General features: G+C 72.5%; 24 protein-coding genes and 2 pseudogenes. 14 read left to right on the top strand and 12 right to left on the bottom strand.

Annotation, left to right across the window (positions count from 1 at the left end):
- Nucleotides 1-32 precede the first annotated feature (32 nt).
- On the bottom strand, nt 33-1325 hold the full coding sequence (locus AB0J10_RS03630) for a cation:proton antiporter (RefSeq protein ID WP_363057378.1): 1293 nt from the start codon (nt 1323-1325) through the stop codon (nt 33-35).
- Nucleotides 1326-1544: 219 nt separating this feature from the next.
- Between AB0J10_RS03630 and AB0J10_RS03625 the strand changes: the two genes are divergently transcribed.
- The 5 genes from AB0J10_RS03625 (at nt 1545) to AB0J10_RS03605 (ending at nt 4899) form a co-directional block, all read left to right on the top strand.
- Complete coding sequence (locus AB0J10_RS03625; protein ID WP_363057583.1) at nt 1545-1952, top strand: SHOCT domain-containing protein; 408 nt, start codon at nt 1545-1547, stop codon at nt 1950-1952.
- 15 nt (nt 1953-1967) lie between these two features.
- Entirely contained in the window at nt 1968-2384 is a 417-nt protein-coding gene (locus AB0J10_RS03620; protein ID WP_363057377.1) for a hypothetical protein, read from the top strand.
- A 210-nt stretch (nt 2385-2594) separates the two neighbouring features.
- Nucleotides 2595-3284 carry an ABC transporter permease gene (locus tag AB0J10_RS03615; RefSeq protein WP_363057375.1) on the top strand — a complete coding sequence of 230 codons (690 nt, stop codon included), beginning with the start codon at nt 2595-2597 and terminating at the stop codon, nt 3282-3284.
- On the top strand, nt 3281-3955 hold the full coding sequence (locus AB0J10_RS03610) for an ABC transporter permease subunit (protein ID WP_363057581.1): 675 nt from the start codon (nt 3281-3283) through the stop codon (nt 3953-3955). Before AB0J10_RS03615 ends, AB0J10_RS03610 begins: the two co-directional genes overlap by 4 nt.
- Entirely contained in the window at nt 3952-4899 is a 948-nt protein-coding gene (locus AB0J10_RS03605) for an ABC transporter substrate-binding protein (RefSeq protein WP_363057373.1), read from the top strand. The genes AB0J10_RS03610 and AB0J10_RS03605 overlap by 4 nt, the downstream gene beginning before the upstream one ends.
- A 74-nt stretch (nt 4900-4973) precedes the next feature.
- Here the strand turns inward: AB0J10_RS03605 and AB0J10_RS03600 are convergent, their stop codons facing one another.
- Nucleotides 4974-6137 (bottom strand): betaine/proline/choline family ABC transporter ATP-binding protein, encoded by a 1164-nt coding sequence (locus AB0J10_RS03600; RefSeq protein ID WP_363057371.1) that lies wholly within the window; start codon nt 6135-6137, stop codon nt 4974-4976.
- A 221-nt stretch (nt 6138-6358) separates the two neighbouring features.
- Here AB0J10_RS03600 and AB0J10_RS03595 point away from each other — a divergent pair, with 221 nt between their 5' ends.
- The 3 genes from AB0J10_RS03595 (at nt 6359) to AB0J10_RS03585 (ending at nt 10223) form a co-directional block, all read left to right on the top strand.
- The gene (locus AB0J10_RS03595) at nt 6359-7657 is read left to right on the top strand and encodes an alpha/beta fold hydrolase (protein ID WP_363057369.1); all 1299 of its coding nucleotides are present in this window, start codon (nt 6359-6361) and stop codon (nt 7655-7657) included.
- Between the two features lie 127 nt (nt 7658-7784).
- Nucleotides 7785-8540, top strand: coding sequence for a PIG-L deacetylase family protein (locus AB0J10_RS03590; protein ID WP_363057367.1), 756 nt, complete (start codon nt 7785-7787; stop codon nt 8538-8540).
- A gap of 165 nt (nt 8541-8705) precedes the next feature.
- Nucleotides 8706-10223, top strand: a complete 1518-nt coding sequence (locus AB0J10_RS03585) for an MFS transporter (RefSeq protein WP_363057365.1) — start codon at nt 8706-8708, stop codon at nt 10221-10223.
- Nucleotides 10224-10506: 283 nt separating this feature from the next.
- Here AB0J10_RS03585 and AB0J10_RS03580 read toward each other — a convergent pair.
- Both AB0J10_RS03580 and AB0J10_RS03575 read right to left on the bottom strand, forming a co-directional pair.
- A pseudogene (locus AB0J10_RS03580) lies at nt 10507-10719 on the bottom strand (carotenoid oxygenase family protein); the annotation flags it as partial.
- 99 nt (nt 10720-10818) lie between these two features.
- The gene (locus AB0J10_RS03575; protein WP_363057363.1) at nt 10819-11652 is read right to left on the bottom strand and encodes a hypothetical protein; all 834 of its coding nucleotides are present in this window, start codon (nt 11650-11652) and stop codon (nt 10819-10821) included.
- 342 nt (nt 11653-11994) lie between these two features.
- On the opposite strand from AB0J10_RS03575, the gene AB0J10_RS03570 reads away from it, so the two are divergent.
- From AB0J10_RS03570 to AB0J10_RS03545, 6 genes are all read left to right on the top strand, one after another.
- Nucleotides 11995-12963, top strand: coding sequence for an NADPH:quinone oxidoreductase family protein (locus AB0J10_RS03570; protein WP_363057361.1), 969 nt, complete (start codon nt 11995-11997; stop codon nt 12961-12963).
- Nucleotides 12960-14147: an acyl-CoA dehydrogenase family protein gene (locus AB0J10_RS03565; protein ID WP_363057359.1), complete on the top strand. Its 1188-nt coding sequence runs from the start codon at nt 12960-12962 to the stop codon at nt 14145-14147. The genes AB0J10_RS03570 and AB0J10_RS03565 overlap by 4 nt, the downstream gene beginning before the upstream one ends.
- A complete protein-coding gene (locus AB0J10_RS03560) occupies nt 14144-15229 on the top strand; it encodes an acyl-CoA dehydrogenase family protein (protein WP_363057357.1) in 1086 nt (361 codons plus the stop codon). The genes AB0J10_RS03565 and AB0J10_RS03560 overlap by 4 nt, the downstream gene beginning before the upstream one ends.
- Nucleotides 15230-15684: 455 nt before the next feature.
- Nucleotides 15685-15852, top strand: a complete 168-nt coding sequence (locus AB0J10_RS03555; protein WP_363057355.1) for a hypothetical protein — start codon at nt 15685-15687, stop codon at nt 15850-15852.
- 636 nt (nt 15853-16488) lie between these two features.
- Complete coding sequence (locus tag AB0J10_RS03550; protein WP_138051660.1) at nt 16489-16683, top strand: hypothetical protein; 195 nt, start codon at nt 16489-16491, stop codon at nt 16681-16683.
- Nucleotides 16684-16828: 145 nt separating this feature from the next.
- Nucleotides 16829-18490 (top strand): serine hydrolase, encoded by a 1662-nt coding sequence (locus AB0J10_RS03545; RefSeq protein WP_363057353.1) that lies wholly within the window; start codon nt 16829-16831, stop codon nt 18488-18490.
- 160 nt (nt 18491-18650) lie between these two features.
- Here AB0J10_RS03545 and AB0J10_RS03540 read toward each other — a convergent pair whose 3' ends face one another.
- The 8 genes and pseudogenes from AB0J10_RS03540 to AB0J10_RS03505 form a co-directional block, all read right to left on the bottom strand.
- On the bottom strand, nt 18651-19442 hold the full coding sequence (locus AB0J10_RS03540) for a VOC family protein (protein WP_363057351.1): 792 nt from the start codon (nt 19440-19442) through the stop codon (nt 18651-18653).
- 200 nt (nt 19443-19642) lie between these two features.
- Nucleotides 19643-20011, bottom strand: coding sequence for a DUF779 domain-containing protein (locus tag AB0J10_RS03535; protein ID WP_363057349.1), 369 nt, complete (start codon nt 20009-20011; stop codon nt 19643-19645).
- Between the two features lie 268 nt (nt 20012-20279).
- A pseudogene (locus AB0J10_RS03530) lies at nt 20280-20459 on the bottom strand (oxidoreductase); the annotation flags it as partial.
- Nucleotides 20460-20475: 16 nt separating this feature from the next.
- Nucleotides 20476-21279: an HAD-IIA family hydrolase gene (locus tag AB0J10_RS03525; RefSeq protein ID WP_363057347.1), complete on the bottom strand. Its 804-nt coding sequence runs from the start codon at nt 21277-21279 to the stop codon at nt 20476-20478.
- Nucleotides 21280-21388: 109 nt separating this feature from the next.
- Nucleotides 21389-22627 carry a cytochrome P450 gene (locus AB0J10_RS03520; protein WP_363057345.1) on the bottom strand — a complete coding sequence of 413 codons (1239 nt, stop codon included), beginning with the start codon at nt 22625-22627 and terminating at the stop codon, nt 21389-21391.
- Nucleotides 22624-23616, bottom strand: a complete 993-nt coding sequence (locus tag AB0J10_RS03515; RefSeq protein ID WP_363057343.1) for an amidohydrolase family protein — start codon at nt 23614-23616, stop codon at nt 22624-22626. The genes AB0J10_RS03520 and AB0J10_RS03515 overlap by 4 nt, the downstream gene beginning before the upstream one ends.
- Nucleotides 23613-24500, bottom strand: coding sequence for an NAD(P)-dependent oxidoreductase (locus tag AB0J10_RS03510; protein WP_363057341.1), 888 nt, complete (start codon nt 24498-24500; stop codon nt 23613-23615). The genes AB0J10_RS03515 and AB0J10_RS03510 overlap by 4 nt, the downstream gene beginning before the upstream one ends.
- Entirely contained in the window at nt 24497-24835 is a 339-nt protein-coding gene (locus AB0J10_RS03505) for an antibiotic biosynthesis monooxygenase family protein (RefSeq protein ID WP_363057339.1), read from the bottom strand. The genes AB0J10_RS03510 and AB0J10_RS03505 overlap by 4 nt, the downstream gene beginning before the upstream one ends.
- Between the last annotated feature and the right edge of the window lie 366 nt (nt 24836-25201).

Genomic DNA, 25201 nt, shown 5'->3' with positions numbered 1-25201 from the left:
GGTCGCCCAGGGCGAGGCCCGCGCCCGGACCGTCAGCCGGTCCGCTCGCCGTCGGACACGCGCTCCCGCAGCCCCGGATCGCGTCGTGCCGCCTTCTCGTACCACGATCCGTACCGCTCGCTCAGCAGCACCGAGGTCACCCCGTGCGCCAGCACGCTCAGCCCCACGGTGACGGCCACGACCCGGCCGGGCAGGGCCGCCGCGGCGCCGTACTCCTTCACCACCAGCAGCGCCAGGACCAGCGACGCCAGTCCGCGCGGCCCGAACCAGCCCACGTACGCCACGGTCGGCGGCCGCAGCCCGGTGCCGGCCAGGGCGAGCGTGACCGGCACCATCCGCACCACGGTGAGGCTGAGCAGCGCGTACAGGACGGTCCGCCAGTCCAGGTGCTCCAGCGCGGGCCCCAGCAGCACGGCACCGAACACCAGGAAGCTCATCGCCGCGAGCAGCGCGGCCACGTTCTCGGTGAACTCGTGGCTCCCGGCGAGTCCCGGGCTCCGCGCGCCGTCCGGGGAGCCGTCCGCCGGTCCGCCGCGGCGCATCGGTACGGCGAAGGCGATGCCCGCCGCCCAGACGGCGATGAAGCCGCTGCCGTCGACGAGCCGCGCGAGCGCGAAGGACGCCAGCACGGTGGCCAGGATCATCAGCTGGTTCCCCTCCCCGCTCACCCACCCGGCGGCACGGGCCCGCCCCAGCAGCAGGCCGGAAGCGATCCCGCAGGCGACCCCGAGCGCCGCGCTGAGCACCAGCGAACGCCAGAACACGCCCATGTGGTCCTCCGCGGCGGCGCCGGGCAGGGTCGCCAGCAGCAGGACGAAGACGGGGAGGACGATGCCGTCACCGACACCGCACTCCACGTTGAGGCCGCTGCGCACCAGTGGCGGCACCCGGGGCGAGGAGAGGGCGGTACGGCACACCGCCGCGTCGGTGGGCGCGAGGATCGTGGCGATCAGCGCCAGTTCCCACACCGTCAGCCCGGGCATCAGCGGCCAGGCGAGCAGCCAGCCCGCCGCGATCGTCAGCGGCAGCCCGATCGCCAGCAGCCGCACGGGAAGGAACCGGCCTTGGTGCAGCTGGCGTCCGCGCAGGCTCATCGCGTCGGTGAACAGGACCAGTGCCAGTGCCGTCTCGACCAGGACCAGCACCGGGCCCGAGCTGTGCTCGAGGCCGAAGAGGCCGAGTCCGGCGGGGCCGATGAGCACCCCGCAGGCGGTGAAGAACAGGGGCGCGGTGACGGCGGTGGCGGCGATGCGCCGCGACACCAGTGAATAGCCCGCGGCGACCACCGCCACGGCCACCCCGGTCAGGGCGTTCCCACCGCTCACGCACCCATCACCCACCCGGCCACCAGGCATCACGGACCGGTTCATCGTCGGGTACGGGACCGTCCCGCCCGGGCACCGACACGGCACGCGCCCGCCACCCCGCGTGGCCCGGCCGGGCCTCCGATTCACCCGTGCGGGGTGAGGGAACCGCTCGCCCGCCGCCCCACACTGACGGCGAGCGGACACCCGAGGTCCGACGGGAACGGCAGGAGGACGGAGATGGGCGACACGGTCTACCTCGCTTACGACTATCCGGTTCTGGGCGCGTTCTGGACCGTGATGTGGATCTTCCTCTGGGTCGTGTGGCTGGTGCTGCTCTTCCGTGTATTCGTGGACATCTTCCGTGACCACGAGATGAGCGGTTGGGCCAAGGCGGCCTGGCTGATCTTCATGCTGCTGATTCCGTTCCTCGGCGTGCTGGTCTACGTGATCGTCCGCGGCAGGGACATGGGCAAGCGCGAGATCCAGCACGCGCAGGAGCAGCAGGAAGCCTTCAACGCGTACATCCGGCAGACCGCCAAGGATGCCGGCCCCGGGGACGAGCTTGCCCGGCTCTCCGAGCTCAAGGCCAAGGGTGACCTGAGCGAGGAGGAGTTCCAGCGAGCCAAGGACAAGCTCCTGAGTTGAGGACGAGGGGACATCATGACCCAACCCACCACCGGACACTCCAAGAGCTACTTCGCCTGGGCCGGAGGCCTGACGATGTTCGCGGGAGTGGTCCTGATCATCGCCGGATTCCTCGATTTCTTCCGCGGAATCATGGGCATCGCCAACGACGACGTCTTCGTGGCGACGCCCGGCTACGTCTTCCGATTCGACCTCACCGCATGGGGCTGGCTGCACCTGATCTTCGGGATCGTCGCCGTCGCGGCCGGTTTCGCCCTGTTCAAGGGCGCCCTGTGGGCGAGGATCCTCGGCATCGCCCTCGCGGGAGTGCTGCTGGTCGTCAACTTCCTCTCCCTGCCGTACTACCCGCTGTGGTCCCTGGTCGCGATCGCCCTCTACATCGCGATCATCTGGGCCCTGTGCGTGGGACGGTCGCAGGAGGAGAAGGTCTGACGCGTCGGGCGGGACCGCGGGCCCCGGCGGGGCCCGCGGTCCCGCCCGCGGTGCGTCCGCCCCCGTGACCGCGCCCCCGCCCCCGGCCCCGGCCGGCAGCCGTCCCGGAGTGACCGCAGAGGACTCGCACACGCTCCCGAAGCCACCGCGGCGCACTCGGACAGGTGTGCACAGCGCGCGAGAGCCGGGCCCCCGGGCTGCAATGGACGGGTGACGGCCACCCCCGACGACTGCCTCGCACGCAACGAATGGATCTGCGGCGCCTATCTCTCCACCCGCCGCGAGATCCTCTGGGACGCCACTCTCCAGCACCTCCAGCTGACGTTCGTCTCCGTGGCACTGGCACTGCTCCTCGCCGTGCCGTCGGCCGTCGCGGCCCGGCGGTGGCGCTGGGCCGCCGGTCCCGTGCTCGGGGTGACGACGATCCTCTACACGGTCCCGTCCCTGGCGATGTTCTCGCTGCTGCTCCCGGTGTACGGGCTCTCCGCGTCACTGGTCGTCGCAGGGCTCGTGCTCTACTCCCTCACCGTGCTGGTCCGCAACGTCCTCGCGGGGCTCCGCTCCGTTCCCGCGGAGACCCGGCAGGCCGCACGCGGCATGGGCTACGGCCCGGCGCGGCAGCTGCTCGCCGTCGAACTGCCGCTGGCCCTGCCCGCCGCGATGGCCGGGTTGCGGATCGCGACCGTGTCCGCGGTCTCGCTGGTCACCATCGGCGCGATCGTCGGCTTCGGAGGGCTGGGCAACCTCATCTATTCGGGGATGAACACCTACTTCAAGGCCCAGGTGCTCACGGCCTCGGCGCTCTGTGTGCTCATCGCCGTGGCCGCCGACCTCGTTCTGCTGGCCGTCCAGCGGATGCTCACCCCGTGGACGCGACCCCCACGGCGGGCCGCCGCGTGAACACGCTCGCACAGACCTGGGACTGGCTGACCGACTCCGCCAACTGGTCGGGCCACAACGGTGTGTGGCGCCGACTCGGCCAGCACCTGTACCTCACCTCCGTGGGCCTGGTCATCAGCTGCGCGATCGCGCTGCCCGTCGCCCTCGTCCTGGGCCACCTCGGCAAGGGCGGCGCCCTGGCCGTCAACGTCTCCAACGTGGGCCGGGCCGTGCCGACCTTCGCGGTCCTCGTCCTGCTGCTGCTCAGCCCGATCGGCACGTGGGGGGACTGGCCCACCGTCGTCGCGCTGGTGCTGTTCGCCGTGCCGCCGCTGCTGACGAACGCCTACGTCGGCATGCGCGGTGTCGACCGGGACGTCGTGCGCGCGGCCCGGGGGATGGGCATGACGGGCAGCCAGACGCTGTTCCGCGTCGAACTCCCGCTCGCGACGCCGCTGGTCCTCACCGGGGTACGGATCGCGGCCGTCCAGCTCGTGGCCACCGCGACCGTCGCGGCGCTGGCGGGCGGCGGCGGGCTGGGCCGCATCATCACGGCGGGCTTCAATCTCGCCTCCACCCCGCAGGTGGTCGCCGGTGCGGTTCTCGTGGCCGCCCTCGCCCTGGTGGTGGAGGGCGTCTTCGTCGCCGTGGAGCGGTCCGCACCCGCCAGGACCAGGAGGCAGTCGCCATGAGGCGGCTCACCGCGGTCCTCGGCGCGTGTCTGCTGGCCCTGGCGGCCGCCTGCACCGCGGGCCCGTCCCTGGAGGACCGCGGGCGGGTGACGGCCTCGCCCGGGGACAGCAGGCATCTGACGATCGGATCCGCCGGTTTCACCGAGAGCGATCTGCTCGCTCAGATGTACTCCCTGCTGCTCGAGCACGCCGGCTACCAGACGAAGATCATCTCCGTCACCAACCGGGAGATCTACGAACCCGCCCTGGAGAGCGGCCAGATCGACGTGGTCCCCGAGTACGCCGCCACCTTCGGCGACTGGCTGGCCGCCAAGGCCCACGGCCCCGACGCACCGTCCGCCGGTTCGCCCGACCTCGGCGCCACCATGAACGCACTGCGCCCACTGGCCGACGCGCGCGGGTTGAAGGTCCTCGAGCCGGGGCGCGCCGTCGACCAGAACGCCTTCGCCGTCACCCGCGAGTTCGCCCGAGCCCACGGCCTGCGCACCCTCAGCGACCTCGGAAGGTCCGGGGTCCCCGTGCGGCTCGCCGCCGGGGACGAGTGCGTCCGGCGGCCGTACTGCGCGCCGGGGCTGGAGAAGACGTACGGCATCCGCATCAGCGGCATCGACCCCAAGGGCGTCGGCACCACCCAGGCCAAACAGGCCGTTCAGTCGGGCCGGGACCAGATGGTCCTCACCACCACCACGGACGCCACCCTCGACGACTTCGGCCTGGTGATCCTGAAGGACGACAAGCACCTCCAGAACGCGGACCACATCGTGCCCGTCGTCAACCGGGCACGGGCCGGCGGCCCCGGGGTCGGCAGAGCCCTCGGCAAGCTGAACGAGTTCCTGACCACGGAGGACCTCGCCCGGCTCAACGAGCAGGTGGACAGCCGGCGCCGGCTGCCCGAGGACGTCGCCCGGGACTACTTGCGGTCCAAGGGCCTGCTCCCGAGGTGAGCCGCCTGCCGCACCTCCACCGGGCAGCGCGAACGGCCGGTCCCACCGGCCCGGACGGCCCCTCCACGAGTGGGTCAGGCGTCCGCCACCGAGTCGAAGTCCACCTGGTCCCTGGCCACTCCCCGGGCCTCGGCGTCCACCGAACGGCGCAGCGCCTCGTGGAGTTTCGCCGGGGTCAGCACCCCCACGAAACGGCTCCCGTCCACCACCGCCACCCATCCCGCGTCGTGCTGCAGCATCTCGCTGAACGCCTGTTTCAGCGGCGCCCCCAGCGGCACCCACGCCTCCATCCGGCGCGCCAGATCGCCGACCGTGCCGCGGTCACCGGCGCGGGCCAGGGACTCGGCCGACACCCAGCCGTGCAGATCGCCCCCGGCATTGAGCACGACCGCCCAGCGCGCGTCCGCCGCCCGCAGCCGGCCCGCCGCGGCGCCGGCCGGCTCGTCCAGACGCGCCATCGGCGGCTGCTCCAGGCCGTCCTCCTCGATCCAGGTCACCGAGAGCCGTTTCAGCCCCCGGTCCGCCCCCACGAACCGGGCCACGTAGTCGGTCGCGGGCGTGCCGAGCACCGCGCCCGGCGTGTCGAACTGCTCGATTCTTCCTTGCCCGTACACGGCGATGCGATCGCCCATCCGCACCGCCTCCTCGATGTCGTGGGTGACGAGCAGCACCGTCTTGCGGACCGTCGCCTGGAGGTTCAGGAACTCGTTCTGCAGCCGTTCCCGCACCACCGGGTCGACCGCGCCGAACGGCTCGTCCATCAGCAGCACCGGAGGGTCCGCCGCCAGCGCCCGGGCTACCCCGACCCGCTGGCGCTGACCACCCGAGAGCTGCTCGGGGTAGCGAGCTCCGAAGGTCTTCGGGTCGAGGCCCACCAGATCGAGCAGTTCGGCGGCCCGGGCCCGGGCCCGGCGCCGTTTCCAGCCCAGCAGCGACGGCACGGTCGCGGTGTTGTCGAGGATCGTGCGGTGCGGGAACAGGCCGACCTGCTGGATGACGTAGCCGATCCGGCGGCGCAGCCGGACCGGGTCGACCCGGGAGATGTCCTCGCCTCCCACCAGGATCCGCCCGGACGTGGGTTCGATCAGCCGGTTGACCATCATCATCGTGGTGGTCTTGCCGCAGCCCGACGGGCCGACGAGCGTGACCAGTTCGCCCTCGGCGACCTCGAAGGACAGCCCGTCCACGGCGGCCGTTCCGTCCGGGTAGACCTTGCCGACCTCCTCGAACCGGATCATGCGTCCACGCTAGGCGCGGAGCGCGCGGCGCGCACACGGGCCGCGCCCGAATCGGGCGCCCGGCCGGAGCGGACGGCGCATGCTGAACGGCGGCGCTTCCCGACCGGGCCGGGAGCCGGGACGGCCTTCGGCCGGCCCTCGGTGCGACCCCCCGCCCGGCCGTGTGATGCACTGGGCGGGCGGGGAACGCACCATCAGCGACCACACGGCAGGAGCGCGCAGTGACCAGCTACCGGCAGCCGGGCCTCGTCCTCACGGACCGCCACTTCACCGTTCCCCTCGACCACGCCGACCCCTCGGGGGAGCAGATAGCCCTCTACGGCCGTGAGATCGTCTCCAGCAGCCGGGTGGGAGCGGACCTGCCCTGGCTGGTGTACCTGGAGGGCGGACCCGGCTTCGGGGCGCGGCGCTTCCCCGGCAAGCAGGCCTGGCTGGGACGCGCGGTGCAGGAGTTCCGCGTGCTCCTCCTCGACCAGCGCGGCACCGGACTGTCCTCGCCCGCCAACCGGCAGACGCTGCCCCTGCGCGGCGGCCCCGTGGAGCAGGCCCGCTACCTCTCGCACTTTCGGGCCGACAGCATCGTCCGGGACTGCGAGGCGGTCCGCGCGCGGCTGACCGGCGGGGCACGCTGGACCGTCCTCGGCCAGAGTTTCGGCGGATTCTGCGCCACCCACTACCTCTCGACCGCACCGGAGGGGCTGAAGGCGGTCCTGATCACCGGCGGCCTGCCCTCGCTGGACGCCGGGGCCGAGGCCGTCTACCGCGCCGCGTATCCCCGCATCCAGCGCAAGAACGACGCCCACTACGCCCGCTACCCGCAGGACGTCGAGCGTGCCCGGCGCATCTGCGAGCACCTCGCCGCCCGGCGCACCGTCCTGCCCGGCGGTTACGTCCTCACCCCCGAGGCGTTCCAGTCGCTCGGGATCCAGCTAGGCACCGGCGACGGCAGCCACCAGCTCCACTACCTGCTGGAGAACGCGTTCGTCCGAACGGCGGACGGCGACGAACTCTCCGACGCCTTCCAGCAGGGTGTCCTCACCGCGCTCTCGTACGCGGCCCATCCGCTGTACGCCGTCCTCCACGAGGCCATCTACGCCCAGGGCCAGGCCCCCACGGCCTGGGCGGCCGAGCGGGTGCGCGCCGAGTTCCCGCAGTTCGACGCGGGGAAGGCGCTGGCGGGGGACGGACCGTTGCTCTTCACAGGCGAGTCGGTGCACCCCTGGCACTTCGAGACCGACCCCGCCCTGCGGCCCCTGCGCGACGCCGCCGAGATCCTGGCAGCCCGCACCGACTGGCCCGCGCTGTACGACGCCGAACGCCTGGCGGCCAACGAGGTCCCGGTCGCCGCGGCCGTCTACCACGACGACATGTACGTCGACACCGCCCACTCCCTCGCGACAGCCCGCGCCGTCCGCGGACTGCGCACCTGGGTCACCGACGAGTACGAGCACGACGGCGTGCGGGTGTCCGGCTCCCGGGTGCTCGACCGGCTGCTCGCCCTGGTCCGCGACGAGGTGTGACGCGAGGTGACGGGTGCCGCGGTCCGGCACCGCCGAGCGCACGGGCGGGGACGGCGGCGGCGCGGCTTCCCCACCGGCGCTCGCAGCGGACGCCGGGACGTGCGGCCGCCGCGGATACGCTGCCCCCATGACCGAACTGACCGAGCCTCAGCTCGCACCCGTACCGGACGACTGGCAGCGGGCTCTCGCCGTCGTCGCCCACCCGGACGACCTCGAGTACGGCTGCGCCGCGGCTGTCGCCGGCTGGACCGACGCGGGCAAGGAGGTGACGTACCTGCTCGCCACCCGGGGCGAGGCCGGGATCGACACCGTCGACCCCGCCGAGTGCGGTCCGCTGCGCGAGCGGGAGCAGCGGGCGAGCGCCGCGGTCGTCGGCGTGAGCGCCGTCGAGTTCCTCGACCACCGGGACGGCGTCATCGAGTACGGCACGGCGCTGCGCCGCGACATCGCGGCCGCGATCCGTCGGCACCGCCCCGAACTGGTCGTCACCCTCAACCACCGCGACACCTGGGGCCCGGCCGTCGGCGGCGCCTGGAACTCGCCGGACCATCGCGCCGTGGGCCGGGCTGTGCTGGACGCCGCCGGTGACGCCGGAAACCGCTGGATCTTCCCCGAACTCCTCACCGAGCAGGGCCTCCAGCCCTGGGGCGGCGTCCGGTGGGTGGCGATCGCCGGTTCGTCGACCCCGACCCACGCCGTGGACGCCACGGCCGGACTCGAGCGCTCGGTGCGGTCGCTGCTGCAGCACCGCAGTTACATCGAGGTTCTGACGGACAGGGACCCGGAGGCGTACTGCCGGGAGTTCCTGGTGGGCAACGCCCGGTCGGTGGCGCCCCGGTTCGGCGGGGTGCCGGCGGTGGCCTTCGAACTCTTCGGCCGGTAACGGCCCGGGGCGGACCGGCGGAGCGCCACCACGCCCCGCCGCGCTGCCGGTCCCGGGAGGGCGTCGCCCCGCCCCGGCGACCGGGCACACCGTCTCGTTTGTCGCCGGGGACCCCGGGTAACCGCGGCGTGAGCCGCGACGGCAGCGTCCCCAGGGAGCGATGCGATGAGTGAGACGGGCACGGCCCGCACGGGCACTGTCGACACCAAGGTCCCCGCCCGCCTCGACCGGCTGCCCTGGTCACGGTGGCACTGGACGATCGTCGTCGGGCTTGGGACCGTGTGGATCCTGGACGGTCTCGAGGTCACCGTCGTCGGCAACGTCGCCGGGCGCCTCGCCGAGGAGGGCAGCGGTCTCGCCATCAGCGGCGCCCAGGTCACCGGGCTCGCCGCCGCGCTGTACGTGGCCGGTGCCTGTTCCGGGGCGCTGTTCTTCGGCTGGCTGACGGACCGGTACGGGCGCAAGAAGCTCTTCCTCGTCACGCTCGCCGTCTATCTGGCGGCCACCGCGCTGACCGCCCTGTCGACCTCGGCCTGGTGGTTCTTCCTCTTCCGCTTCCTCACCGGTTTCGGCATCGGCGGGGAGTACGCGGCCATCAACTCCGCGATCGACGAGCTGATCCCCAGCAAGTACCGGGGCCGGGTCGACCTCATCATCAACGGCAGCTTCTGGCTCGGCGCCATGGCGGGCGCGCTGCTGTCCGTCCTCGCGCTGAACACCGACATCTTCCCCAAGGACGTCGGCTGGCGGCTCACGTTCGCCCTCGGCGTCGTCCTCGGCCTGGCCATCCTGCTCGTCCGCCGCAACGTGCCGGAGAGCCCGCGGTGGATGTTCATCCACGGCCGCGAACGGGAGGCGGAGGAACTGGTGGCCGGGGTCGAACGCGAAGTCGAACGGGAGACCGGGAAGCCGCTGCCGGAACCGGAGACGTCGATCACCATCAGCCGGCGGCACAGTGTCGGCTTCGGCATGATCGCGAAGACGGTCTTCCGTTCGTACCCCAAGCGCGCCGTACTGGGGCTCTCGCTCTTCGTCGGCCAGGCGTTCCTCTACAACGCCATCACCTTCGGCTTCGCCTCCGTCCTGATCACCTTCTTCGACGTCGCCACCGGCGCGACGGGCTACTACTTCACGGTGATCGCACTCGGCAACTTCCTCGGCCCCCTGGTCCTCGGGCCCCTGTTCGACACGGTCGGGCGCAAGCCGATGATCGCGGGTACCTACATCACCTCGGGACTGCTGCTTTTCGCCACCGCCTGGCTGTTCGACACCGGCCGGCTGGACGCCACGACGATGACCGCGTGCTGGTGCGTCGTCCTCTTCTTCGCCTCGGCCGGGGCGAGTTCCGCGTACCTGACCGTGAGTGAGATCTTCCCGATGGAGACCCGGGCGATGGCGATCGCCTTCTTCTACGCGGTCGGCACGGCGGCGGGCGGCATCTCCGGCCCCCTGCTCTTCGCGGAGCTGACGTCCAGCGGTGTCGTCGGCGACACCGTCCTCGCCTTCTGCGTCGGGGCGGCGCTGATGACGGCGGCCGGCCTGGTCGCGCTGTTCCTCGCGGTGAAGGCGGAGGGGAGGTCCCTGGAGTCCATCGCCACCCCGCTTTCCGCGCAGGCCGCCGGCGGAGTCGCCGCGCCCGCCGCGGCCGCGGTGAGCCGTGGCGGAGGGGCCTCGCGGACCTGAGGCGCCGGCCCGGCGCGTCGCGGGTGCGCACGAGCCGATCCCCGGCGTCCCACCGGCTGCGGAGAGGACGACCGCGGACCGGCCAGGACCAGCACCCCGACGGGCCGTCGGGGCCTCCGGGCGGGGCCCGGAGGTTCCCGGGACGGCCCCTCACTCCTCCGCCGGCAGCCAGGCCCCGTGCAGCCCCAGCGGGACCCGTACGGGGATTCGCACCCGGGCGACCGGGCCCGAGGCAGATCCCGTCGTACTCGCCGGGCAGCAGGTCCACCGTGCCCGACTCGCCGTCGCCGTCGATCGGGAAGAGGTTCGAACCGAGCGGCGAGAAGCGCGGGTTGGGGCCGTTGCGCGGATACACGCCGTCCAGCTCGTCCGGGAGTTCGCCGGACACCTCCAGGCCGGCCGCGTCGACCTCCTCGGTGACGGGGGCGAACAGCCCCGTGAGACGGGGTACCCGGGGCGGGTCGAACGGGGCCGGCGGAGCGGTGTGCGCGGTCATGACGGATCTCCCGGTGGTTCCTCGGGTCTCGGCGACGGCGCTCCTGGTTGCCCTGGTTGCCCTGGTTGCCCTGGTGCCGGGCGGGTCCCGCCGTGGCCCTCACTCGGCATCGCGGCGAGCTTCGGTGGCCCGCTCGCCGTTCGCGTCGAGCTTGAACGCCCGTACGAGCAGGGCTCCGAGGATGATCAGGGCGATGCCCAGCCAGGTCGGCCCGGAGCCCAGGGCGAGCACGACGATCCCCACGGGCACCAGATAGCCGGCGAAGGGCATGAACAGGGCGCCCACGGACGTCGGGCCGCCACGGGACGGCCTGCCGCCGTGGATGCGCTCCCGTACGACCGGGGGGTACCACTCGGTGAAGCGCAGGGCGACGATGATCGCCCCGATCTGGATGACCCAGTTGGTCCAGATGTTGTCCGGCTGGCGCAGCACGAGGTCACCGATGAGCCCCGCCACCGCCGCCACCAGGAAGGCGAGTCCCCATACGGCGGTGATCACGTAGTTGGTGTGCAGGAAGCCGCGGGTTCTCCACAGCGAGCGGTCCACCCGTTCGCGCGCGTACTGCACGGTGAAGGGCTCGCGGACCGCGATCGAGCCGAAGGCGATGGCCACGAGCGCGAAGTTGGAGAGCTCCCCCGAGTACGTCTCCAGCCAGCGCAGCGTACCCGTCGAGGCGAAGAGGCCGACGACCGTGAGAGCCGCGAAGAAGACGACGTCGGAGATCTCGAGGATCTTGACCGACCTGCCGGGGCGTCTCAGCCGGTCCACCACGAGCACGAAGACGGCGATCGCCAGGGAGACCCCCACGGCGAACTCGAACCGGCCGGGGCCGACCAGGACCGAGAACATGATCCACGGGAGCATCCCGACGACGGGGTTGTCGAAGAATGCGGCGAGACGGCGCCCCGCCTCGGTGTCAGCGATGGCGTTCATGGACACGCCCTCCGGGAGACGGCCTACTGTCCAGCGTGCTCCCGGACCCGCGGTCCCGCGACGCGGCCGCACGGGCGGGGTGTTCGGCCGCGCGCGGGGCAGGGCGGAGGCGCGGACGGTCGCCGCCGCGAGGCTGGGGCCTCCGGCGGGGCGTGCGGTAGTGGGCGCCTCGCGGTGGGGTGCCTCGGGGTGGAGGAGCCGGAGCCCGGGGAGAGGGGGCCGGGCCGGTCGGGCGAGGGCCGGCGGCCGGGCGCCCGGCCGGAAGGGACTGTTCCCAGGAGGGCAAGCGACCGCTTAGTATGCGCAGAGCAGTGGTACGCCCTACACACCGCGGAGGCCCGAATGCAGGCATGGCGAGTGCACCGGAACGGCGAGCCGGGCGAGGTGATGCGCCTGGAGGAGACCGGCCGCCCGGAGCCCGGCGAAGGACAGGTCCTGCTCAGGGTGCGGGCCGCCAACGTCAACTTCCCCGACGCGCTGCTCTGCCGCGGCCACTACCAGGTGACGCCGCCGCTGCCCTTCACCCCCGGGGTGGAGATCTGCGGTGAGACCGAGGACGGCCGCCGCGTCATCGCCACCCCTGCCCTGCCGTACGGCGGGCTCGCCGAGTACGCCGTCGCCGACGAGGCCGCGCTGCTCCCCGCCCCCGACGCCCTCGACGACGCCGAGGCCGCGGCACTGCACATCGGCTACCAGACAGGCTGGTTCGGACTGCACCGCCGCGCGAACCTCCAGGAGGGCGAGACCCTTCTCGTGCACGCCGCGTCCGGCGGCGTCGGAAGTGCGGCGGTCCAACTCGGCAAGGCCGCCGGCGCCCGTGTCATCGGCGTCGTCGGCGGACCGGAGAAGGCCGCGGTGGCCCGCGAGCTCGGCTGCGACCTGGTCATCGACCGACGTGAGGACGACATCGTCACCGCGGTGAAGGACGCCACCGGCGGCCGCGGTGCCGACGTCGTCTACGACCCGGTCGGCGGCGACGCCTACGCCAAGTCCGCCAGGTGCGTCGCCTTCGAGGGCCGCATCCTCGTCGTCGGCTTCGCGAGCGGCGGCATCCCCAGCCCGGCGCTCAACCACGCGCTGGTGAAGAACTACTCGATCGTCGGACTGCACTGGGGCCTCTACAACCGGAAGGACCCCCGGGCCGTGCTCCGCTGCCACGAGACGCTCACCGACCTGGCGGCCGGGGGACTGATCAAGCCCCTCGTCAGCGACCGAGTCGCCCTCAAGGACGCCGCCGACGCCGTCCAGCGGGTCGCCGACGGCACCACCACCGGACGCCTCGTCGTCCTCCCGGAAGGAGCGGCCGCATGACCGACGCCGCCGAACTGCGCCAGCGCACCCGCGAGTTCCTCGCGGCACACCCGCCCGCCACCACCGGGCGGACCGACTTCCTCAAGGCCCGCTTCGACGCCGGTCTGGCCTGGGTCCACTACCCGGCCGGACTCGGCGGACTCGGCGCGGCCCGTTCGCTGCAGGCCGTCGTCGACGCCGAACTGGAAGCCGCCGGCGCCCCCGACAACGACCCCCGCCGGATCGGCATCGGCCTCGGCATGGCTGCGCCCACGATCCTCGCCTACGGCAGCGAGGAGCAGAAGCGGCGGTTCCTGCGGCCGCTCTGGGTCGGCGAGGAGGTCTGGTGCCAGCTGTTCAGCGAGCCCGGCGCCGGCTCCGACCTGGCCGCGCTCGGCACCCGCGCCGTCCGGGAGGGCGCCGACGGCGACTGGGTGGTCAACGGCCAGAAGGTGTGGACATCCAGCGCACACGTCGCCCGCTGGGCCATCCTCATCGCCCGCACCGACCCGGACGCTCCCAAGCACCGGGGCATCACGTATTTCCTCTGCGACATGAGCGACCCGGGCGTCGAGGTCCGGCCGCTGCGCCAGATCACCGGCGAGGCCGAGTTCAACGAGGTCTTCCTCACGGACGTGCGGATTCCCGACTCCCGCCGCCTCGGCCCCGTCGGCGAGGGCTGGAAGGTCGCCCAGACCACCCTCATGAACGAACGCGTCTCCATCGGCGGCATGCGGCTGCCGCGCGAAGGCGGAATGATCGGGCCCGTCGCCCGCACCTGGCGCGACCGTCCGGAGCTGCGCACCCACGACCTCCACCAGCGGCTGCTCACCCTGTGGGTGGAGGCCGAGGTCTCCCGGCTCACCGGCGAACGACTGCGCCAGCAGCTCGCCGCGGGCCAGCCCGGCCCCGAGGGATCGGGCATGAAGCTCGGCTTCGCCCGGCTGAACCAGCAGATCAGCGGCCTCGAGGTGGAACTCCGCGGCGGCGAGGGCCTGTTGTACGACGACTGGACCATGCGCCGCCCCGAACTGGTCGACTTCACCGGCCGTGACGCGGGCTACCGCTATCTGCGTTCCAAGGGCAACTCGATCGAGGGCGGCACCAGCGAGGTGCTGCTCAACATCGTCGCCGAGCGGGTGCTCGGACTGCCCGCCGAACCCCGCAACGACAAGGACGTCCCCTGGAAGGACCTCGCGCGATGAGCACACAGCCCGACCTCCTCTACTCCGAGACCGAGGACGACCTGAGGGCCGCGGTTCGCTCCCTGCTCACCGGTCGGTCCGACCACACGGCCACCCTCGCCCGCGCCGAGTCGGGATCGCCCTACGACGACGGGCTCTGGCAGTCGCTCGCGGCCGGCATCGGCGCGGCCGGACTGCTCGTGCCCGAGGAACTGGGCGGCCAGGGCGCCGGTCACCGCGAGGCCGCGGTCGTGCTGGAGGAGCTCGGCCGCGGGGTCACCCCCGCGCCCTACCTGACCAGTTCGGTCATCGCCACCGAGACGCTGCTCGCGCTCGGCGGGGCGCGTGAGGGTGCCACGGGTCTCCTGAAGGGGCTGGCCGCCGGCCGGACCGTGGCGGTCCTCGCCCTCCCGCTCGCCGCCTCCGCCGGGGCCGGTCGCCCGAGCGGAACGACCGTCACGGGCGTCGCCGACGCCGCCGCCGCCGATGTCCTCCTCGTGCTCAGGGACGACGGCCTCCACGCCGTGGAGCGCGGCGACGCGGCGATCGAACCGCTCACCGCGCTCGACCTCACCCGCCCCCTCGCCTCCGTCACCACCGCGGAAGGCTCCGGCACCCGGCTGGCGGACGCGGAGCAGGCCGGCGCGGCGGTGCGCCGCGGGCTTCTCGCCGGCGCCGGGCTGCTCGCCTCGGAGCAGTTGGGGATCGCGGAATGGTGTCTGGAGGAGACGGTCCGGTACACGCGTGACCGGTACCAGTTCAACCGGCCCGTGGGCTCGTTCCAGGCACTGAAGCACCGGATGGCGCAACTGTGGCTCGATGTCGCCGGAGCGCGCGCTGCGGCGCGCAACGCGGCGGACGCGCTCGCCACCGGAAGCGCCGAGGCACCGCTCGCGGTCTCCGTAGCCCAGGCGCACTGCTCCCGGGTGGCGGTGCGCGCCGCCGAGGAATGCGTCCAGCTCCACGCCGGTATCGGTATGACCTGGGAGCACCCCGCGCACCTGTATCTCAAGAGGGCCAAGGCCGACGAGATCGCCCTCGGCACCCCGGGTCGTCACAAGGAGGTGCTGGCGGAACTCGTCTCGCTGCCCGGCCCGCAGTGACGCGGGGCCCGGGGGCACGGCCGATGAGGGGCGCCGCGGCCGACGTCGTACGGCCGCGGCGAGGGAGCGGGCGCCGGGCTCCGGCAGGTTTGCACGGACTCGGCCCGTCGGACCGTCTGCGGTGGTGGCCGGGCGTGCCGTCCGTCTTCCGGTTGCCGGAGCGTCTGGTGATCGCGCTGTTCGTGGACGTCCACGAACGACACCGGTGTCGGCCCGACGACGGCCGGCAGGTGCCGGCCGGGCCGAAGGCGGGATCATCATCTGCCGTATCCTGCCGCCGTGGCGAGCCTGGCTTCGCCATCACGGTCGTGCACCCCCCGACACCCTCGGGGGCCCGGCCTGCCCGGTACGGGCTCCAGCCTCCCAAGGGGGGCCGACCCGGACCGACGCACCGTGCTCCAGCCAGAGCCGCAGGAAGGGTCTTGCGACCCGACATCACAAGAAGGAGCAGACGAATGCCCGGAAGACGCTTCTGGGGACTCATCGTCCTGTCCGTGACCCTCGTCTTCTGCGCCATCGGCTACTACCTCAACGACCACAGCCCGAGCGGTCCCTGGGGTCTCGCGGGCCTGGCCTGCGGCCTGATCGCGGTCTTCGCGGTCAGCAGGCTCCAGAAGAAGTAGGGGAACCGCAGTGCTGCCGGCCGGAGTTCCCGGCTGTTCGCGGCGCACCAGCACACCTCCGCCGGAGACCCTGCTGCCGCTCGGGCCGGGCAGGGTGACGCTCCTTCCCGGGACGATCTTGAGCACGGACGCACCAACGGCAGCAGACGGGCGCGGAGACCGCCGGGCTGCCAACGATCGCGCACGGCGTCGGTGTCGGTGTCGAGAAGGACGGCGGCAGCCAGGCGGTGGCCCGGCCGGGTGTCAGCCCATCAGCTGCCATATTCTGCGGCCGTGGCGAACTGGAAGCGGTCCATTGTCGATACGTTCTGGACGTGGGATCGATTCCTGGGCGGGCGACTGCGTCCTACCCGGATCCAAAGTGGGTGGCCATGCACCCCATCGGAGCCGGTCTCGTCGCGGCAGTCCCCTTCACGCTCCACGGCCCGCGCCGATCACATCGACACCGACGACCTCGCCGGTCTACGCCGCTGCCTCCTCGCCCACCCCGACTGACCCGCGGCAACGTCCGGGGTCAACAACGGGTTTGACGACCACCCGATCGGCGGACATGCCAGTCGGCCGTCCGGCGCCTCCACTCCGCCACACTGGCGCCCGAATGCCGCACAATCCCGGTGCGGCGGAGGGAGACCGGCCATGGCCGTTTCGGTTTCAGTGGTGCTGCTGTTGCTCGTCCTGGCGGTGATCTTCCTGCGCAACGGCGGGTTGAAGCTCTCACACGCCCTCGTGTGCGGCCTGCTCGGGTTCTTCCTCGCGGGCACGAGCATGGCGCCCACCATCCACGACGGTGTCTCCGCGACCGCAGAGGTCGTCGGCAAGCTCAAGCCCTGAGGGTTCGGCGCCCCGACGGCGGACCCCGGCCCGGGGGCGGCCCTCCGCCGCGGACGACGGCGCCCGGGTCTCAGGGCCGGACGTGCGAAGCGCACGGCGACGGTCTCCGGACGACAGGACCCCGATTCGGGCGTTCAATGGGTTCATGCACGCCGCGAAAGGCCTGCGGCCGCGCCGTGGCCGCCCGCTCGCCGCATCGGGCCTGGCCGCACTGCTCTTCGCGGCGACGGCCCTCACCTCGGGTGCGGTCGTTCGGGACCCCTCGCCCGGCCCCACCCCTCCGCCGTCCCGAGCCGTACCGAAACCCCCGACGGACCAGCCGCCGCCGCTGCTCACCCGGGCCGACGTGGACCGCGCCGTGGCCCGGCTGGACGGAGTCGTGCAGGGCATGATGAAACAGACCGGCGTCCCCGGGGTCGCGGTGGGCGTCGTGCACGAGGACCGGGTGCTGTACCTGAAGGGCTTCGGCAAGCGGCACGTCGGCGAGGCCGCGGCCGTCGACCCCGACACCGTCTTCCAGCTGGCCTCCCTCTCCAAGCCGATCGGCTCGACCGTCGTCGCGGGGGCCGTCGCAGGCAAGGACGCGGACGACCGGGGAGCCGGCTGGGACGAACCCGTCGCCCGCCACCTGCCCGGCTTCGCCCTCAAGGACCCCTGGGTGTCCGGGCATGTCACCGTCACCGACCTCATGTCCCACCGCAGCGGCCTGCCCGATCACGCGGGAGACCTGCTGGAGGACCTCGGTTACGACCAGGCGTACATCCTGGGCCGTCTCCGCGACGAGCCGCTGGCCCCCTTCCGCGCCTCGTACGCGTACACGAACTTCGGCTTCACCGCCGGTGCGGAGGCCGTCGCCCGCGCGGAGGGTGTCAGCTGGCAGAAGCTCGCCGAGGACACCCTCTTCCGGCCCGCCGGCATGGACTCCACCAGCACCACCTTCGCCGACTACGAAAAGGCCGCGAACAAGGCGGTGACCCACGTACCCGGGCCCGACGGCACCTGGCAGGCCAAGTACGTCCGCGACGCGGACGCCCAGGCGCCCGCGGGAGGCGTCAGCTCCACCGCGGCCGACATGATGCGGTGGCTGCGACTCCAACTCGCCGGAGGCAGGCTCGACGGCAGACAGCTCGTCGACGCGGCGAGCCTGCGACACACCCATCTGCCCGAGATCGTCTCCCAGCCGCCGACGGCCCCCGCGGGCCGCACCGGCTTCTACGGGCTGGGCTGGAACGTGAACTACGACAACCAGGCCCGGCTGCGGCTCAGCCACTCCGGTGCCTTCGAACTCGGCGCCAACACCAACGTGACCATGCTGCCCGGTGAGCAGCTCGGCATCGTCGTGCTCACCAACGGCAAGCCCGTCGGGCTGGCCGACGCCGTCGCCGAGGACTTCTTCGACACCGCCCAGTACGGCAAGCCCACTCGCGACTGGCTCGCCCTCTTCGCCGCGCTGTACACGGAGATGGACGACGCTGGTGTGTCGCCCACCGACTACGCCGATCCGCCCGCCACCGCCAAGGCCGCCCGGTCCGACGGCGCCTACACGGGGACGTACGGAAACTCCTACTACGGCAAGGCCGACGTCACCACCGGTCCGGACGGACTCGTGCTCGAACTCGGCCCGGAGCCGAAGCGTTTCCCGCTGCGCCACTACGACGGCGACACGTTCAGCTTCGAGACGACCGGTGAGAACGCGGTGGGGCTGACGGGCGTCACGTTCTCCTTCGCGGAGGGGAGCACGGCGGCGCGGACGCTGCGCGTCGAGTACCTCGACGGGACGGGCCTGGGCACCTTCACGCGCCGCTGAACGGCGCTCCGGCCGGCACCCCGTATGCCGTGGCGCCGTCGACGGGCCGCTGTGCCGCCTACGGCGTGCTCTCCATTGGCGACCGCGGCGGACGGCCGGGCCCGGGTGCACGCGGACGCCCGGTACCGGTCGCACGCGGTGCCGGGCGTCCGCCCGCGCGTCAGGTGAACGTCGGCATCTCGCCCGCGGTCGTGGTGGTGTCGATGACGGCGAACGCCGCGCCCTGGGGGTCGATCACGGCCGCGAACCGGCCGAAGGGCATCGACATCGGCCCGAACACCACCCTGCCGCCCAGCTTCCGGACCTTCGCCACCGCGTCGTCGCAGTCCGCGACGGTCCAGTAGACCTGGACGTAGGAGGGCACCTCGGGCGGGAACTCCTCGTCCGTCATCCTCATCCGTCCGAGGACGGGATCGCTGCCCAGGTCGAACACCTTGAAGTCCATCCCGGGATCCGCGACCGCCTTCACGCCGTAGCCGAAGACGGCGGGGAAGAACGCGTCCGACTTCCCGGGCTCACGGGTGAAGACCTCCGCCCAGCAGAAGGATCCGGGTACGTTCGTCGCCTCGAAGCCCTTGTGCGTACCCGGTTGCCAGACGCCGAAGGCGACGCCGCTCGGGTCCTGTGCCAGGCACATCGTCCCGAAGTCGCCGACCTGCATCGGCTCCATGAGCACGGTGCCGCCGTTCTGCCGGATCTTGCCCGCGGTGGCGGCGGCGTCCGGGGAAGCCAGATAGAGGCACCACTGGGAGTGCCCTTCCTGCCCGGGCATGGGCGGCACCACCGCGGCGACGGCCTTGCCGTCCGCGTACGCCTGCGTGTAGTCGCCGTACTCCGACGACGACTCGCCGAACGTCCAGCCCAGGACCTCGCCGTAGAAGGTCTTGGCCCCCTCCAGGTCGGAGAACATCGCGTCGGCCCAGATCGGTGTGCCTTCGGGTGCGTCTGCCATGACGGTGACTCTCTTCCGTGCGGATGGTGAGGGTCGGGGACTCCCCGCGAGCCACGCTAGCCACCGCCGCGCCGTCCCGCGCGGCGACGCGGCGCCGTCACCGCACGAGCCCCCCCGACACCGCCCGGTCCGGGGGAGCCCCCGCCCGGTACGTGGCGGACCATCCCCCCACCGCACCGGGGCGTCGCCGGGGCGGGGGATCAGGTGCCGAGCATCCGGGAGCGGGTCAGGAACCGCACACCCTCGGGGGCCTCCAGCGAGAACCCGCTGCCTCGCCCCTCGACGACGTCCACGATCAGACGCGTGTGGCGCCACGCCTCGTACTGGCTCACCGACATCCAGAAGGGCACCGGCGCGTCGACGCCCTCGACGGCGAGCTCGGCCAGCAGCACGTCCGAGCCGCCGGTGCGGAACTCGCCCGCCGGATAGCACATGGGGGCACTGCCGTCGCAGCAGCCTCCCGACTGGTGGAACATCAAGGGCCCGTGGGCCGCGGTCAGCCGGCGTACGAGGCCGGCCGCGGCGGGCGTGAGCTCCACGGGCGCGAGCGGGTCCGTCCCGGCGCTCATGACGCGCGGTCCGGGGGCCGAGGTGCCCACCCGCGCACCGGGCGCTCCGTATGACGCAGATACACGTTCCGCCCCTTCCCCGCCGCGGCGCTTCGCGCGGCGTGGTGGCCGAGTCAACCCCCGGCGACGTTGCGACGGGGTTGCGCCGGGCCCGGCACGTCCCGTCGCCCGGTGACCCGCGTGCCCTGTGCGATCACGCGGTGGTGTCGAGATCACGCGGTGTCGTTCGTGCCGCTCGTGTCCTGCGCGTCGCGTCCGGGCCGCCGGGCCCCGGCTCGTCCAGCCACATGGGGAGGGACTCCGGCCCCATGAACCCGGCCACGTCGTTGGCGAGCAGCCATGCCGCGTCCGCCGTCACGACCGCCCCGGTGTGCCCGCCGACCGCGCGGGACAGCTCGATCCAGTCGCCGAACGGGACGACCGGGCCGACGGCGTCGTAGGTGCCGGTAGGCGCCCCGGGTTGCTCAGCCGTTCCGTCCTGCCAGCCGCTCCAGCAGCCCCGGCACATCGGCGAAGGAGTCCAGGACGTGGTCCGGCGCCCCCGACGCGTCCCGGAGGGTCCCGGGCCGGTACTTGCCCGTCCTGACCAGGACCCCGGTGAGCCCGTGGCGCTGTGCCGCGAGGACGTCGGACTCGATGTCGTCGCCCACCATGAGCGTCCCGGCGGGATCGGCGCCGAGACGGGCCAGGGCGGTGGCGAAGAAGGCCCCCGACGGCTTGCCGATCACCTCGGCCTCCGTGCCGGCAGCCCGTTCCAGGCCGGCCAGGAACGCGCCCGAGTCGAGCTGGAGCCCCGCGTCGGTCCGCCAGTACAGATTGCGGTGCATGGCGACCAGGTGAGCGCCGCGCCGGAGATGGGCGAACGCGCGGTTCAGCGCCGCGTAGCCGAACTCGGGCCCCGCGCCGCCGACGACGACCACGTCCGCCGGGGCGTCGTCCTCAGGGCCGACGACGGCGACCCCTTCGAGGTCCCCGGCGATGTCACCGCTGTTGAGGAGCAGGCATCGAGCCCCGGGGAACCGCGCGGCGAGATACGCCGCGGTCGCGGCGGGCGCGGTCAGGACGTCGTCCGCGGCCACCGGGAAGCCGGCCCCGGCCAGTGCGGCGGCGACGGACTCGCGGGTGCGCGACGTGGTGTTGGTGACCAGCGCCAGGGGGACGCGCCGCTCCCGCAGGCGCTCCATGGCCTGGACCGCCCCCGGGAGGGGTTCCCAGGAGACGGTGAGGACACCGTCGATGTCGATCAGTACCGCGCCGGCCCGTCGCATGGTTCCGACCGTACCCACCGGCGCGCCCCGGGGCACCGTGACACGGGGCCGCGGTGCGAGCCCGGCTCGGGGGTACGGGCTCGCACCGCGGCGTTCCGGACGCCGCCGCTCAGGAGGCGGCGGGTTCGAGCACGACCGGCAGTTCCGTGAGGCCGCGGAAGGCCGGGAACGGCACCTCCATCCACGCCGGCCCGGCCTGGGGATCGGCCAGTGCGATCCTCGGGAACCGGCCGAACAGGCCGTTCAGCGCCAACTGCGTCTCCAGCCGGGCCAGCGGCGCGCCCAGGCAGTAGTGACCGCCGTGCCCGAAGCCGATGTGGGCGGCGGTGCCCTGGCGGTGCACGTCGAACTCGTCCGGGTTCTCGAACTTCAGCGGGTCGCGATTGGCCGACAGCAGCGAGATCTGCACCAGGGCGCCCTTGGGGATCCGGGTGCCGCCGATCTCCATGTCCTCGGTGGCGTACCGGAACGTCGCGCTCTCGACCGAGCCGTCGAAGCGGACCAGTTCCTCCACCGCCGGGCCGGTCAGCTCCGGGTCCGCCTGCACGGCGCGGAGCTGTGCCGGGTTGGCGAGGAAGTGGTACACGGCGTTGCCGATGAGGTACGCGGTCGTCTTGTGGCCGGCGAACATCAGCAGGAACGCCGTGGAGACCAGTTCGTTGCCGGTCAGCCCGCCCTCCTGGTCCTGGGTCGCGGCGAGCGCGCTGAGCAGGTCGTCGCCCGGCTCGGCGCGCTTGCGTGCGATGAGCTCGGTGAAGTAGGCGTGGAGGTTCTCCTCCGCCTGCTGCTGGGCCCGCTTGAACTCCTCGCCGAAGCCCGTCTGGGCGACCGTCGTCGACAGCTCCTGCATCAGCGAGCGTTCCTTCGGCGGTACGCCGAGCAGCTCGCAGATCACCGTGATCGGCACCGGGAAGGCGAACGCCGGAAGCAGGTCGAACGGCTCCCCGGTCGGGCAGGCGTCGAGCAGCCGGTCCACGATTTCCTGGATCTTCGGCCGCAGGGCCTCGACCCGGCGCGGGGTGAACTCGGAGTTGACCAGTTTGCGCAGCCGGGTGTGCTTCGGCGCGTCGGAGTTGAGCATGTTGTCGTCCAGTGCCACCGACGAGTCACCGAAGATCCTCCGGTACGCGTCCATGGCCCCGTACATGTCCTTGCTCAGCCGGGGGTCCGACAGCGCCGCGCGCGCGTCCTCGTACCGGGTGATCAGGTACGTCTCGATGCCGTGCGGCGGTGTCATCGGGCAGACGGGAGCGGTGTCCCGGAGGTGCGCGTACACCGGGTGCGGGTTCCGCCGGAACTCCGCGGTGCACCGTTCGGCTGCGGCGACGGGGTCGTGCGTCGTGGTCACGGACGGCTCCTGAGGTCGAAGAGGGCCTCGGCGTTGCCGCCGAGGATGCGCTGCTGGGCCGCCTTGTCGACGGGCAGCTTCTCGATCATGCGGACGAGGTCCTCGAGCGGCACGGACAGCGGCGGCGAGTCGGTGCCGAAAAGCATCCGCTCGGGCCCCAGGACCTCCGCGTTGAGGGTCAGGTGCGCCGGGCTGAACGGGCTGGTGTCGACGTACATGCGCTGCAGTGCGGCGCCAGGGTCGGGCGACGCCGGGACGGTCGGCCCGGGGCCCCCCGCCGGCCGGCCGGCCTCCGGCGGGGCGGAGGGCGGCGCGCCCCCGCCCCAGTGCCGGGGGCGCGCCGCCATCTGGAGGCGCTCGGGCAGCAGTGCCATGGCACCGCCGCCGGTCGCGCCGATCAGTCGCAGACCGGGGTACTTGTCCAGCCACCCCGCGAAAGCGATCATGGCCATGCCCATGGTGACGTCGCCGAAACGGCCGATCTGCTCGACGAAGGCGATGTTCTCCACCCGCTCCGTGCCGACCGGTTCCGCCGGTGCGTGCACCATGACGGGTACTCCTGCCTCGGCGGCCAGCGCGAAGAAGGAGTCCGCCCGCGGCGAGCCGAGCAGCTCGCCGTGCACGCTGGAAGTGGTGATCAGGCCGACGAAGGCGGGGTCCGCCAGCGTCTCCCGCACCCCTTCCAGATGGTCGTCGTCCCCGAACGGGTTCGCGTAGACGTACCCGCGCAACTGGTCCGGGAACGTGGTGATCAGGCCCGACATCCACGCGTGGAAGCCACGCAGCCGGTCGCGCGGTTGCTTGTAGTTGTCCACGCCCGGGACCCGTGCCATCGCCCCGGCGCCGACGGGGCTGCCGATGATGGTGAGGTCGATTCCGGCCTGGGCCCGGGCGGCGAGCATTCCGTCCACGTCGGTCAGGCTGGGGGGCATGGGGAAGCGTTCGGCCGCCTCCGGCGGGGACAGGTGTCCGTGGATGTCGATGATCATTTGTCGGTTCCCGGTTTCCGTGTGAGGGCGCGGGTGACCGCGGCGCAGTCCTCGTCACCGAACCCCTGCTCGATGGCGCGGACATGGGTCTCCGCGGCCGCCGCGGTGAGCGGCAGGCTCAGGCCGGAAGCTGCGGCCTGCTCCGTTGCGAGCATGAGGTCCTTGGCCATCAGCCGCAGCCGGAAGTCCGGCTCCTCGAAGCGGCTCGAGGCAAGGCGCCGGGACTTGAACGACATGACCGGCGACGCGAAGCCGCTGCCCGCTATCGTGCGCAGGACCTGCTTCCGGTCGAGTCCGGAGGCGGCCGCCAGCTCGGCGGCCTCGGCCATCGCCTGCACCTCTATGCCCATCAGCAGGTTGAGGAGCAGCTTCATCCGCATGCCGGAACCGAGTGCGCCCAGATGGACGACCTCCTTGGCCAGCATCTCCAGCAGCGGACGACCGGCGGTGAAGACCCGCTCCTCGCCGCCGACGAACAGGCGCAGTTCGCCGTCGCGGGCGTGGTCGCGGTTGCCGAGCATGCCGACGTCCAGGACGGCGGGCGCGTCCCCGGCGAGGCGGACGACCTCCTCGGGAGCGACGGTGCCGGCGCAGATCAGGGCGCCGGGGTAGCCGCCCCGGGCCAGGATCCCGTCCGGACCGCGCAGCACGGTCCGCAGGGCGTCGCCGTCGGCGACGGTGCAGATGGCGGCACTCGTGCCCTCGACCGCCTCGCTCGGGCGGGACGCCGCGAAGGCGCCCGCCCGGGCTAGCGGCTCGGCACGCTCCGGGGTGCGGTTCCACACCCGTACCTGTATGCCTTGACCGAGGAGGCGTGAGGCCAGGCCGCTGCCCATGGTGCCCAGACCGAGGACGGCGACGGGGCCGTTCGTGGTGTACGTCATGACGTCTCCTTCACGGTCTCCTTGACGATCCGGAACCTCAGGGACTGCGTCGAGTCGACCCACTCGCGGAGCGGGGCCACCAGTGCACGGTGGTCCTCGCTCTGCTGCCAGGCGAAGAAGTGTTCGGGAGTCTCCCACTCGCTGGTGATCACCCACTGGCGGGAGTCGTCGACGGGCTCACCGAGCCGCTCGACGATGTGGCCGGGAGTACCGGCGACGGACTTCCGGAGCTTGTCGTACATCTCCAGGAATCCCTCTTCGCCGCCCTCGATGACCCGGACCGCGAAAACCACGGACAGCCTGTCGTTCTGTCGGCTGTTCTGCACAGTGCCCATGTCTCCTCCTGATGGTGAGAACCGGCGGGACACGCTTTCCAAGGACTCACGGCCCATGGGGGGCTGCAACTCCGAATGGCGGACACCCCAATGGCCGCAGGGGTTCTCGCTCCGTGATTAGTCCATGCGGGTGAGTGACCAAAGGGCCCCGGACGTGGGGTTCGAGGGTGTTCCGGGACCCCGTGAACCGGGTTCTGTTCCCCCTTTGACGACCTGTCGCCACACGGGTTTGCGGCCTGCCCGCCGTTCGGCGGTACGAAAGACGCCCGATGGGTCAATGCCCGGGTCGAGGCGTCCTCGGTGCGAACGGGACGGGTGGACGGCCGTGTCGGACACGGGCGGATCGGCCGGCTCGGACGCCCGTGC

This window comes from Streptomyces sp. NPDC049887, from assembly GCF_040656535.1.
Lineage (GTDB): Bacteria > Actinomycetota > Actinomycetes > Streptomycetales > Streptomycetaceae > Streptomyces.
Note: the sequence above shows the minus strand (reverse complement) of the source record. Positions and strands in the feature narration are given on the sequence as shown.